This window comes from Paenibacillus oryzisoli (genome assembly GCF_050467285.1).
Taxonomy (GTDB): domain Bacteria; phylum Bacillota; class Bacilli; order Paenibacillales; family NBRC-103111; genus Paenibacillus_E; species Paenibacillus_E oryzisoli_A.
Genome location: NZ_JBCMUN010000006.1, coordinates 149,756 through 162,060, shown reverse-complemented (window position 1 = coordinate 162,060; position 12,305 = coordinate 149,756). Strand labels below are relative to the sequence as shown.

13 protein-coding genes are annotated in these 12,305 nt (G+C 55.2%); 3 read left to right on the top strand and 10 right to left on the bottom strand.

What is annotated here, in order from left to right:
* Positions 1–147 precede the first annotated feature (147 nt).
* The 3 genes from ABE504_RS09715 to ABE504_RS09705 form a co-directional block, all read right to left on the bottom strand.
* On the bottom strand, positions 148–1,326 hold the full coding sequence (locus ABE504_RS09715) for a hypothetical protein (protein ID WP_430087629.1): 1,179 nt from the start codon (positions 1,324–1,326) through the stop codon (positions 148–150).
* Positions 1,314–2,603, bottom strand: a complete 1,290-nt coding sequence (locus ABE504_RS09710; protein ID WP_430087627.1) for a glycoside hydrolase family 28 protein — start codon at positions 2,601–2,603, stop codon at positions 1,314–1,316. The genes ABE504_RS09715 and ABE504_RS09710 overlap by 13 nt, the downstream gene beginning before the upstream one ends.
* A 202-nt stretch (positions 2,604–2,805) precedes the next feature.
* Positions 2,806–4,095 carry a hypothetical protein gene (locus tag ABE504_RS09705; RefSeq protein WP_430087625.1) on the bottom strand — a complete coding sequence of 430 codons (1,290 nt, stop codon included), beginning with the start codon at positions 4,093–4,095 and terminating at the stop codon, positions 2,806–2,808.
* 137 nt (positions 4,096–4,232) lie between these two features.
* Between ABE504_RS09705 and ABE504_RS09700 the strand changes: the two genes are divergently transcribed.
* From ABE504_RS09700 to ABE504_RS09690, 3 genes are all read left to right on the top strand, one after another.
* Positions 4,233–5,054: a helix-turn-helix domain-containing protein gene (locus ABE504_RS09700; RefSeq protein WP_430087623.1), complete on the top strand. Its 822-nt coding sequence runs from the start codon at positions 4,233–4,235 to the stop codon at positions 5,052–5,054.
* Positions 5,055–5,127: 73 nt separating this feature from the next.
* Complete coding sequence (locus ABE504_RS09695; RefSeq protein WP_430087621.1) at positions 5,128–6,117, top strand: ketoacyl-ACP synthase III; 990 nt, start codon at positions 5,128–5,130, stop codon at positions 6,115–6,117.
* Between the two features lie 273 nt (positions 6,118–6,390).
* Entirely contained in the window at positions 6,391–6,546 is a 156-nt protein-coding gene (locus ABE504_RS09690; protein ID WP_430087619.1) for a hypothetical protein, read from the top strand.
* A 347-nt stretch (positions 6,547–6,893) separates the two neighbouring features.
* Here ABE504_RS09690 and ABE504_RS09685 read toward each other — a convergent pair whose 3' ends face one another.
* The 7 genes from ABE504_RS09685 to ABE504_RS09655 form a co-directional block, all read right to left on the bottom strand.
* Positions 6,894–7,175, bottom strand: a complete 282-nt coding sequence (locus ABE504_RS09685; protein WP_430087617.1) for a hypothetical protein — start codon at positions 7,173–7,175, stop codon at positions 6,894–6,896.
* A gap of 74 nt (positions 7,176–7,249) precedes the next feature.
* Positions 7,250–7,636, bottom strand: a complete 387-nt coding sequence (locus ABE504_RS09680) for a restriction endonuclease subunit S (protein ID WP_430087615.1) — start codon at positions 7,634–7,636, stop codon at positions 7,250–7,252.
* 12 nt (positions 7,637–7,648) lie between these two features.
* The gene (locus ABE504_RS09675; RefSeq protein ID WP_430087613.1) at positions 7,649–7,936 is read right to left on the bottom strand and encodes a hypothetical protein; all 288 of its coding nucleotides are present in this window, start codon (positions 7,934–7,936) and stop codon (positions 7,649–7,651) included.
* A 60-nt stretch (positions 7,937–7,996) separates the two neighbouring features.
* Positions 7,997–9,484 (bottom strand): glycosyltransferase family 2 protein, encoded by a 1,488-nt coding sequence (locus ABE504_RS09670; RefSeq protein WP_430087611.1) that lies wholly within the window; start codon positions 9,482–9,484, stop codon positions 7,997–7,999.
* Positions 9,485–9,665: 181 nt separating this feature from the next.
* On the bottom strand, positions 9,666–9,965 hold the full coding sequence (locus tag ABE504_RS09665) for a hypothetical protein (protein ID WP_430087610.1): 300 nt from the start codon (positions 9,963–9,965) through the stop codon (positions 9,666–9,668).
* 33 nt (positions 9,966–9,998) lie between these two features.
* Positions 9,999–11,162, bottom strand: coding sequence for a CgeB family protein (locus ABE504_RS09660; protein WP_430087608.1), 1,164 nt, complete (start codon positions 11,160–11,162; stop codon positions 9,999–10,001).
* A 33-nt stretch (positions 11,163–11,195) separates the two neighbouring features.
* A complete protein-coding gene (locus ABE504_RS09655) occupies positions 11,196–12,305 on the bottom strand; it encodes a CgeB family protein (RefSeq protein ID WP_430087607.1) in 1,110 nt (369 codons plus the stop codon).

Genomic DNA, 12,305 nt, shown 5'->3' with positions numbered 1-12,305 from the left:
AGCTCACTATAACCGGATGAGAGATTATCGGTATATCCTCTTTGCTGAACCACATGCCAGAAAACGCCGCTTCTCATTCGATTATCATTAGTTAGCCTAATTATCATTCGTTAGGATTGAAGCGCAGGGCCTCCCTTACCTGCCTGATTACAGGCGAAGACCTCGCAAATCCATCTGATAAACGTGCCGCTGTCCTTCATGCGTTGAATCGAAGGAGATCAACGAGCCCTCTCGATTCCAGCGCGGGTGCAGATCGCAACGATTATCACCATCCAGTTCAGGCAGCGAATAATACGAGGCGAGCTTCATCCCCTTGCGGGTTTGAAAATTGTACATATACAAGTTTCGATAAGAATCCGCGTCGGGATAACTGTCATACAGCATGAATCGCCGATCCGGGGAGTAACTGCAATGTCCATCCTTGAGGAAGAAAGACTTGTCGATCGTCATGACCTCGCGCGTCTTGTCTTTCCATACATAAAGCTGCTCCCCCTCCGGATGCGTTGCTAGTTCACCGGCATGAATCGCCAAGTGCTCACGATCCCGCCAATGATAATGCGACGCATACCCGTAGTCGGCAAGCAGGAATAAATCGGTGCCATCGATATTCATCGTCACGACCGCCGTTTTCCACAGTTTCCCTTCCTCCGGGAAGCAGCGCACCAGAGCGACAAGGCGGGAGCCGTCGGCATTAAAGGTGATGTGGTTGATCAATATTTTTCTGTCCTCACCTTGAAAATACGCTTTCGTAAACGCCCATATCTGCTGCAAAGAAATCGTTAGCCGACTGGTTCCTGACAACAGGTCGATCAGATATATCCCATCATCGGACGGATGGTGAACACTCGCGAACGGGTCCGCTTCGCCAGCATAACCATATCCCGGACGGAAATCGTACATGCGGGGGAAATTAATGCTTACCCCATACCGGCCTGTCGGATCGACATTGGCTACAGGCTTTTCCAATGAATGGGACTTGCCTGTTGTCAGATTCAGCACGACGCCTTCATAGGCGCTGCCGTTCCTCGCATTATAAATAACCGTATTCTCCGGGTACGCAGGGTGCCATTGCAGCATACTGCCCTGCTGAAAGTTCCATGCTGTCGTTTCTCCAATGACCGTGAAGCGGTTGTTCTGTACATCGATACAACCAAGCTCGGCGCGATCTTCCGCGCGCGGCAGCCGATCGCAAAACGCGACTCTATGGCAGAGATGATACCGATCGTTCCCGCTCCATGCCGGTGTATCATAATAGCCGAAAAAATAATGGCCGTCTGCCTCTGTTAGACGCTCTGCCTTCAGCACTTCGTCCTTTATCCGATCCATTGCTCATGACCTCCCGCCTCAATTGAGGTGTAATTGTGGATAACATTCTCCGAATAAGCGAGGCATATATCATGGCGGTTATGTCTGGCCGCCTCCTCGCATTCAAAAACTTGGATATGATCAAGTCGTACATTCTTGCCATACGCGATCGTCAAATAGGCGGGCTTAATCATAAATTCAGTATCACGCTGTTCTTTCAGCGTCCGTTTGCCCGTTATTGGTTTGCTGCGATGACCGAAAGGCATATAACCTGTAATGCGCATCGTGACATGCTGCAGCGAAATATTGTCAAGCAGGCTGTCCGGTGCTCCTTGCATGACAACTGTGCTTCGTGTGCTGATAAAAAGATCACGGAAGACGACATCTCGCACGCTGCCCAGCTTGGAGTCGGCATGCCGCTTCTCGACATCGATGAACAGCGGCAGCACCGGCTTGATATCATACAGGTCTGCGGACTCGATCGTGATTTCGCTCATTCGCACCCTCTCCACTGTGCCTCCGTCTTTAACGAAGATGCCGATCCCGACCGCGGCATTCACGGTGCAGCGATTGAAATAAATGTCGCTGATATTCCCGTACGTCTCCGTTCCCAGCTTAATGGCTGTATTCGGCGTCTCCAGAATGCAGTTCGTCACGAAGATAGGCCCGCACGCCTGCTGCTCCGTGCTCTTGATCGGGATGCAATCGTCCCCAGTCGAAAGATGGCAGTCCGTAATAAATACATGGCGGCAGCTGTCGGGTACAATACCGTCCGTATTTAAGTGATAGCGATAATTGTGGATCGAAACGCGGTTGATATAAACCGTATCGCACTGCTTCAAATGGATGGTCCAGAACGAGCTGTCCCGAATACAAATATCCTCCAGCGTGACCGAGCGGCAATTGTCGAAGAAGCAGGTGCAGACCCGCAGTTCAGGCGGCTTCGGAACCCCCCACCAGGAGCCGAACTTCTCCGTGCCGAACCCCCGAATCGTTCCTTTGCCCGTAATGCCGAACGAATCGGCATTCGTCGCTTTAAACAAAATCCTGTTCTCATATGCGCCTGACCAGTCTTCCCGATAATCGGCACGATTCGTCGAAGCCCACAGCACAGCGCCTAATTCCAGATGCAGCATGACCCTGCTCTTCAGTTCGATACTTCCAATCGAATAATCGCCGGCGGGAACGGTAACCGTCCCTCCGCCCAAGCGGTGACATTCGTCTACGGCTGCTTGAAACGCGGTGCTGTCCAGGGCGGACCGATCTCCAACAGCTCCGAAAGCTTTCACATTCAACATGCTCGACCACGATCCTTTCCATCATTAAGTTCAGTAGAGGAGTCCCTTCGTCAGCCATCATCCAACGGAGGTTCTTGAACACGAAAGTATCGTAGCGTATTTGCGAATTATCCGTATATATTCATTACCTAACTATCCTTCAAAATGAGAAAAACTGCAGACATCGCCACCCTTCCGGCAATATCTGCAGTGCTTCTCCTGATCAATACCCTCCTGCATACCGACTGGCAGGCTCCTGCGATTCATCCTGAAATTGACGCATAAACTCGGCTCGTTTCATATTGGTGGCGTCAGCCGCAGCTGTTGCCTTCACATTATCACCTTTGTAAAGTTCATCGATAATCCAGCGCTGCCCAAAGCCTGCATGGACAACCTCATCCGCCCAATCGAAATCCTGAAAAGTCGTCATGTGTGGATCCTTGATGACATCCCGGCAAAACTCCCATTCTTCTCGCTTGCCTGGCGGATATTTCATGGCTGCTTTCTCAATGGCAATGGTAAGATGGGTATACGCCTCATCCGAGTCGAACAAATTGGCTGTCATATCATACCAACCCGTCCAGTTGGGCACATCTGAAATATTGTAACCCTTTAGCCGGAGAGCCGCTTCTCCGAACCACGCATGGCGCACTTCGTCCCAAAGATGGCGAGCTGTATCCAGATAGAAGACCCATGGCTTATCTAACGTGGAAAAGTGCACATGAGCGATGCCTTCGGCAGGAGACATCTCGAAAAACCTCGTATACATCATCATCTCGAAGCGGCTATGATCGTCATCAGAAAACGGTATATCGCGAAACTTTTTAACACTTGTGCGGAATCTCGCATCGCGAGTGCTATGTTGGGGCAGCTCAAACGGAGGGGCACTCCGAACAACACCAGGATCCACGGGAATGCGACTCGAAGTGCCATCAATCTCTCCAGCCGCCGCCAGCAGCACAGACAGATAGCTGGACCAGAGATCTGCCTCGACGACTTCTTCAGGACTCACTTCTTCCGCCAAAGCCTCGATAGCCAACCGCCCCCAGGCCAGCTGCTCCTCCCGACAATGCAATTGGCCGCGCAGCATTTGGATCGTCGGCTCATCCACGAGCGGCTGTGCCGCTTCCAAATAACGATGAATCGATTTCACTTGCGCGGGTTTTATGACCTCGAACAACGCTTTCAGTAAAGCGAGCGTCCCGGGACTGCGAAGTGCTGCCTCCATAAGCGCTTCTAGCTCTGCCTCGGGACATTTATCGTAGGCTTTCGTGCTCATCCGAAGTTGTCTGCATCGATTACGCAGCTGATCGCTATGATTCGCATCTTGCCAGCATAATCGGGCAAGCGCCCCCTTCACTTCATACTCAGGGCGAGCAGCCACATGCCCCGCCTCTAAGCGCATCAACATACGATCAACGTAGCCAATTCGATGTAATCTGCGAGCGGATTCCTGCACAGACAACCCAATGCGATCCCAATCTTCAATTCCCATAAAAGGATCCAGCTTCACTTTCCTTCCCCCATTTCGTTTACATTATATTGCTTCTGACATACTATAATTTTATGAGGAATCCTTTTATTTGGAAATGAAGTACATGACCAAAAGTTTATACTTTAATACAATCTGATCCGGATCGGAGATGTAAAATGTCGCTTCTGAATTTGCCCGCACAACTTCAATTACAATCAGCTTTCGGGAAAGTGACTTGTGAGAAATCGTGGAAGTGGGATACCACAACACACCCCCTGCCGGACTATGATATCTGGTATGTTTGGGGCGGCGAAGGACAAATGACAGTGAATGAGGTGTATTATCCATTGTCCGGAGGCACTTGCTTTCTATTTCGCCCAGGGGATCGTACACGAGCATTCCATAATTCTGCTAAACCGCTGACCGTAACTTTTATTCACTTCGACCTTCCAAACGAATCCAGGCCAAACTTTCCCGAAAGACATCGACATGTTCGAGATACCCTCCTGTTCGAAGCCTACTTAAATCGGTATGTATTATCTGCGCTTGAAGCAGGACCTCATAACGCGGAAGAGCGAGCCATGTTACTCAGCTTGCTGCTTCATCAACTTGAACGTGAAGATGCACTTGCGAGTGAACGAAATAGACAAAGCCCGCTGCATTCCAGGGAATCAGCCGCCATTCTGGAACTCATTCATTATCTTCGGCAGCACCCTTCAGAGCCCCATCCGATCCATGAACTTGCGGAGAGCGTTCGCCTTTCTCCCCGTTATTTTTCACAGAAATTCAAACAATTGGCGGGAGAAACCGTCGAGCATTTTCTCATTCGCATTAAAATCGAAAGAGCCGAGCATCTTCTCCGCTACAATGGCATGAATGTTTCTGAAGTTGCAGAAGCGCTCGGCTACCGGAATATTTATTTTTTCAGCAAGCAATTCAAGCAGTATCGAGGCTTTCCCCCATCAAAGGTGCGTTCTGTGGCTGCGAAACCACATTGACATCGGGTCGGCAATCCGTTACATTAAATTTAGTACCTAGTACTAATACTTGATGCTAAAAGGAGTGCGAACCATGTCCACTTTGGCTCCCCTGAACGCGCGAATTACCGGAATCGGCACCTACGTCCCGTCCCGCATTTTAACGAACGAACAGCTCCCTCAGCTTGTGGAAACCAATGATGAATGGATTGTGCAGCGCACAGGCATTCATGAACGCCGCATCGCCGCAGAGCACGAATATACGAGCGATCTGTGCATCGCCGCCGTCGACAACCTGCTGGCACGCTACCCCGGCGCTCTCGACGGTGTCGAACTCGTCATCGCTGCCACGCATACGCCGGACCTTTCGTCGACGCCGATCGCCTGCCTCGTTCAGGCGCACTTCGGCCTGACGGCCGCCGGCGCCTACGACGTCAACGCCACCTGCGCAGGTTTCACCTATGCGCTGCATCAAGCAAGTGCGCTCGCCGCCGCCGGCGCGCACCGCAAAATCCTCGTGGTCAGCGGCGACACGCTGTCCAAAATCACCGACTACACGGATCGCTCGACGTGTATTCTGTTCGGGGACGGCGCCGGGGCCGTGATCGTGGAGCGCGATGACGCGCAGCCCGCGTTCCTCGCCCACCACATCGGCGCCGACGGCCGAGGCGCAGCCCACGTGTACCGCACGGGGCTGGCGCAGCAACTGCACGGCTTGCCGCTCGACGGCGACGGCAAGCTTGTCCAGAACGGCCGCGAAGTGTATCGCTTCGCGGTGTCCACGGTGCCGCAGGGCGTGGAGCGGCTGCTGGCAAAGAGCGAGTTGACCATCGGCGACGTGGATTGGTTTATTCCGCACAGCGCGAATCTGCGGATGATCGATTCCATCTGCGAAAAGCTCGGCCTGCCGCTGAGCAAAGCGCTCACCTCCATGGAATACTACGGCAACACGTCCGCCGCTTCCATCCCGCTGGCGCTGGATCTCGGCGTTCAGGGCGGCCGCGTGAAGCCGGGCGACCTGCTGCTCTTGTACGGCTTCGGCGGCGGGCTGACGCACGCCGGGCTGCTGGTGCGCTGGGGCTGAGGGCGAGGCAGACGACGACAAGCAAAGTCAAACAAGCTAAGCTGCTTTGCTTGTCCATGAACTGGAGAACCTCCAGTTCATTTTGCCTTGATACGCCCCCGTGACAGCTGAACTGGAAAACCTCCAGTTCATTTCAGCAGTTTTCGGAGAAAGGCTGCCAAACGAGCAAATGTACGGGAGAAGTTCCAGTTCAACTCTGCAATTTGGGCAAAAATGCGAAAATATACAGCAGAAATTCCAGTTCATTGGAAGAGCGGAAGCGAGTGGCGGGTGATGAAGCGCATTAGCATCGGAGGAACTGGCTGGCGGATGATGGAGAGCATTAGCGTCGGAGGAACTGGCTGGCGGGTGATGGAGAGCATTAGCGTCGGAGGAACTGGCTGGCGGGTGATGGAGAGCATTAGCGTCGGAGGAACTGGCTGCGGATGATGGAGAGCATTAGCATCGGCTGACCGGTGGACGCGGCGAACACCGCCTCCAACCACTAACGGAAGCAAATGTCCATTAGCAGCTCATCTTCCGAATAATGAGTGGATTGACAGTCAAAAAAGTCCGTTAGACTTGAAAACTTCGCCAAAATAGCCGTTTTCAAGTTTTAACGGTCATCGCTGACCTTTACAAGTGAAAGTTCCCCAATCTAACGGCTCTAACGGCCAAAAACGTCCCATCCCCACCTCTACTAGCCAGTGTTAACATCTGTGTCAGTACCGGCGCAATTACAGTGCGGAGTGCCAGTGTCAGGCTAGCGGCGTCGCTCCATCTACTCTTGCCTACCGCTATCGCCGCCCACGCGCCGCCCCCTCCCGCTTTGCCTCCGCCCGCTTCACTGGCTTCGCTTGCTGCACAGGCTGCGGCCGCGCACGAGGCGAAGCGGGAAGCTGAAGCTGCGCGTTCACCCACGGCTTGCCCGGCGCGCTCTGCGACCGCGTGCGAACCGGCAAGCCGGTCACGCGCTGCAGCAGAACCCGCTGGTGCGCCGCGATGACGCCAAGATTTTCGCCGATATGCTTCGCCAACTCCCCGGAGGCTTCCACCTGATCGGCTACCGCCTCGAGCATGCGGCTCAGCGCCCGCTGGCTGCGGGCCAGCGAGATCAGCAGGTGCAGCTCGATCTGCGCTCGCCGCCGCTTGCTCATGATTTATCATCCTCGCCTAGGGAGAGGAAGCCATCCCCCAGCAGACCGCCGTCCAGACCGTCGTCCAGACCTCCACCCAAGCCGCCGCTAAAACCGAAGCCCGAGCCGCCCTCATTTTTCCCGAGCAGCGCCGTCAGTTGGTGATTCAGCGCCGCCTCCATTTTCGTCAAGCTGTCGATCAGATCAATGATCCCGCTGTGGATGTCGGCGGTCTGTTTCATTTTATGCTCATGCCCTTCCAAATTTTCAGTTGTCAGATGGAGCAGCACCCAGTTCTGCGCTTTTCTCGCCTCGACCACACGAGCTTCCAGCATCAGCGCGATTTCTTCCTGCACGCGGGCTGTGGCTTCCAGCATTTGCATAAACAGCTCTTCCCTGCTCACGGCTGCTCCTCCTTATTCCTCATGGCTTTCCTGCATTTCCTTCATAATAATCTCCGTCCGCTTCGCCACTTCTTCCGCAAGCTCCGCCAAGCTGCTCACATAGGAGGTCACGTTTTTCGTAAGCTGCAGTGACCGCTTGTGCAGCACACCAAGGCCTTGAAACTCCGGATGCGAATCCGGCAAATCGCCGACTAGCGCCGCCATCCGCGACGAAATATGCCGGTGCGACGCCAGTAAAGCGGCCAGTTCCCGATGCGAAGCCGCAATGTGCGCTATAACCGTCGTAATTTGCTGCTCCATGCTGCTCCCGCCTCCTTTTTTCACTTTACGTTATGCGCGTCACCGCGAAACGATACCTGCTTACATAAACTTCCGCGGGTCCACGCCCCATTTGCGGATAAATTTTTGCCGGTTGCGCCAAATCGTTTCGCGGACGAGAGGGCGCGGCTTTTTCCGAAAGCTGACCGACCCTTTATGATAAATGAAGCAATCGCCCGCGATCAGCAGCCGGTAACCATGCAGCCTGGCCCGATAGCAGTAATCGTCATCTTCAAAATGTCCCGGCGAAAAGCGCTCATCCAAATAGCCGATCTTCTCCAGCATTTCGCGTTTAAAGAGGAGGCACATCCCGATCAGACGCTTCGTCTCCACCCAACGCTGCGGATTCGCTTCATTATATTTATCCGTCATTCGGACGATTGTCGTAAAACGCTCCCGTATCCGTTGCCGGCCGCTGGCATAGTTCGTCACCGGTCCGACCATGCCGACATTCGGCTGCTCATGCAGGCAGCGCTGCAGGTTCGTCAGCCAGTTTCGAGTAACGATCGTATCGTTATTTAGCAGCATCAACTCCGAGCCTTCCGCGAGCCGCAGACCCAAATTGCACGCTGCCGGAAAGCCCAAATTCACCGGTGCCGCGATCAGCTTGATTTTCTCCTGCATGCAAAAAGCGGCTGTGCCGTCACTCGACCCGTTATCGACAACAATCAGCTCGTAAGGCACGTCGGTATGACGTCGAATGGAAGCCACACACACCTTGAGCAGCGGCAGCCCGTTATACGTAGGAATAATGATGCTCGTCAGCTGCGTTCGAGGCGGAACCATCACATCTTGCGACGCCGAATGGTGCGTGTCCCGACGGGAAATCACCTGTGGTATATCCGGCGCTCCAGCTTCCATCTCCTGGATGAAAGGAACCAGCCTCTCCGCAGACACTGACTCATCGTTCCCGCTCGCAAAAAGCAGTATATCCGACTGCGTTATTCTAGCTCCGATGTTTCGGCCTTCTTCCTCCCCGACGGGATCAGGGGAATAGATGACGAGCGCGTTCGTCGTCTTGCGCGCTTTCTCGAGCGCACGGTCCAGGGTACCGTGTGCGATGACAATCAGCTCGCTGAGCGGAAGCCGGTTGAGCTGCTCCAGCGTTTTCACGCTGAGGCATTTGCCACTGGGTACGGTCACGATAGCGGCTGTCGACAGCTTCGGCGGCGGCAGCACCCAATCGGGCCTGCGGGCGCGCATCGCCTTACTAAATCCGCTGACATATCCCTTGGCGGCCTCCCCGCACTTTGCCGCCTGCATAAGTGGGGGTTGGTCTTTGGCCCATTTCGCCCACAGCTCGCTTAGCGCTCGCTTGTAGTCTTTGCGATAGGTGCGCACCGAGCGTGCATCCCGGAAGCCCGCGCGATACCCGAAGCGACGCCAATAGCGCTGAAAGCTCGAGAGCGCAGGCATCCGCCGCATGGCGCTGGTGCGCTTCCGTAAAACCGGCTTTCTCACGCGAAGCTGACGCCCCCGACGCCCCTGCGTATCGATTCGCGGGATTCGCTTCTTCCCTTGTTTTTTCACCGGATCCACCCCCTCCCCCATGATGTGCCGCCGCTATCAACAGTGTATGAGCTTCGCCCTGCGTGGCAAGGGCAACTGCCGCCCGCGAGGAAAAACAGGCAGCCCCCGTTAACAAAAAAACGGCCTCTTCCTCCCATGCTGACGGCGCAGCAACGAGGCAAAAGACCGCAGCAGCTCAGAGTCACTGTGAAATGGCGGGCTGCTGATTCTGGAACGTATATCCTTGCGCAAAGCCGATATGGTAGCCTTGATTAAAAGCGGCATCGTACGCCGCTTTGTACGCGAGCGCGCTCCTGCTAAGAGCCGGGCGGCGCTTGCGGCGCAGGGCCGGACGCATTCGCACCCCCGGCGCCCGGCGATTTCTCCGAACGAGCAGGCCTCGTTTCGGACGTTTGTATTTGGAACGCGCGAGCTTCGCCCCTGCCCGTTTGATCGGTTTGCGGCGAACCGCTGGCTTGCGCAGCTTTTTTTTCACAGTCATGCTGATCTCACCTCACCTTGAAATAACTTGCGGCTATCTCGGCCCGAATATAATGGAAAGGATTGAAACTAATCGGTTCGCATACGTATGATCGCGCATCGTCCGATACAGGCCGCGGAGCGCAATCTGGTTCCGCTCCTCCTCATGCTGCAGATAATGATTGAGCTTATGCATCAGCTCTTCCGGCGAAGCATACGTCTCAATGTCATAGCCCGGTGTGTAAAAGCTCGCCAAATCCGAGCGCACATCGGTCAACTGCAGCACGCCGCAGCCGGAAATTTCAAACGTTCGCGGATTCGGAGAAGCGCCCGCAATGCGTCTGCTATTGTTGTTATAGGACTCGTCGTCCGAAGCGCGGTGCATGTTGATGACGATTTTGGCTCCGTTATAGAAGTTGGCCGTCTGATCCGGAGGCATCCACGTGCCTAGCTGAATTTGGGGAGCGAGCAGCCGATACTGCCGCAATCGGTCCCACCAGATGCCCGAGATGAGCACCCGCTTGTTCGCGAGAAACGGCGCCAGCTTGTCGAACCAGACAACCCGGTTCCAGTAGGCCGAACCGATAAAGCAAATGTCACGCATCACGCCGGCCGGCACCGGTTTCGGGCGGAACATCTCCGGTTGGAACGCCAGCGGCACATAATGAACCTGCGGGCAGCCCATATCTCTATAAAACTGTACGCAGTTGATCTCCATCGTAAAAATAAAGTCGTAATTTTGCCCGAAAGCAGCCGTAATGTCGGTGTAATAAGGATCGTCAGTCAGCCATACGGCCATTCGAATCCCCGACTGCCGAAGCCGCTGCACGACGTCAAGTCCCAGATTGACGCCGTCGAGCACCAGTATGACATCGGGACGATGCTTTGCGGCCAGCGCTTCAATACTCGCTCCGGGATGCCCGACTCGAATTCGATCGCTCGCGTTGTTGCCGATGATCAGCTCTTGCACGAGCGGGCGCAGGCTGTTAATGATTGCAATGTCAATGGGCTCGTAAGGGTAGCTTTTGCCCGATGTGACATACAGGACGCGAACGTTCCAGAACGGGTTCGGCGCCCGGTCGCGTGCCGCCTGCTGCAGCACCGCCTCGCAGCGCCCCATGCGAATCCCGTTCATCAGACCGGCATGGTAGCCGTCGCGTTGCCCCTGCCGCCTTGCCGAAAGCGTGCCGGCCCTGTGATGACTTTTCTGAACTCTCAACCTGTTCCTCTCCTCCCGGTAATCCTTCTAGGCTCAGCTAAAAACCACATTCAATAGACGCGTCAGCCGCTCCGCATACGCATGGTGAAGCAGCGTTCGGCGCAGCCCGTTCATCGCAATGCGCTGCCGTTCCTCACTGTGCTGCAGGTAGTGCGCCATCTTCTGCACAAGCTCCTGCGGATGCTGGAACGTCTCGATCTCTTGACCCGGCGTATAAAACTGCGCGAGCTCGTGGCGGGAGTCGGTTATCTGAAAAGCGCCGCATCCCGCAATCTCATACGTCCGCGGATTAATGGAATAGCCCGGCAGCTCGCGGGAATTTTTATTGTAGGTATCGTTCTGCGTATGTCGGTGAATGTTGAGCACGATTGATGCGCCGTTGTAATACTTGACCGTCTCTTCGATCGGCACCCAGTGCAGCTTGATGCCCTGCCGCAGCAGCGCATAGTGGCTCAGGCGGTCCCAGAGGCCGCCGGCGAGCACTATCCTTTTGCCGATCAAAAAAGGCGTCATGGCATTGATCATCGCCAGCCGGTTCGGGAACCCCGTGCCGATGAAGCAGATGTCACTCATGTACGCAGGGCTGACCGGCACGGGTTTAAACACGGCGGGGTTGGACGCCAGCGGCAATTGGTACACCCGGCTGCAGCCCGCACCCTGGTAAAGCGGCACGCACGACGTTTCATGCGTAAATACGTAGTCGTAATGCGGCGCAAGCGCCACCGACTGATCGCTGAAATACGGATCATCCGCAAACCAGATGGCGGTGCGGATGCCAAGCTGCCTCACGGCTGCGATGTGCGCCGGATGCTCAGCGGGAAATACGTGCAGCCCGTTCATCACGAGCACGAGGTTCGGGCGCAGCTCCTGCGCGAGACGCAGCATGTCGGCCGCCGTCGTCGTGTAGACGACGCGCGCCGTCTGACGCAGGCCGTCGATGATCCCCTGATCAATGCCGTCGAAGCCCTGCACGACGAACAGCACGCTGACTTCGCGCATCGGCCATGGCGCCGGCTGGCTCGTATTAAGCACGTGCTGGCACCGGCCCATGCGGTAGCCTTGCGCCAATCCGTCATGGAACCCGTGATGCTGACCGGCGGCCGCCGACGCTGCGGTTGCGGTGAAACGGTTTGGCTTTTTCAT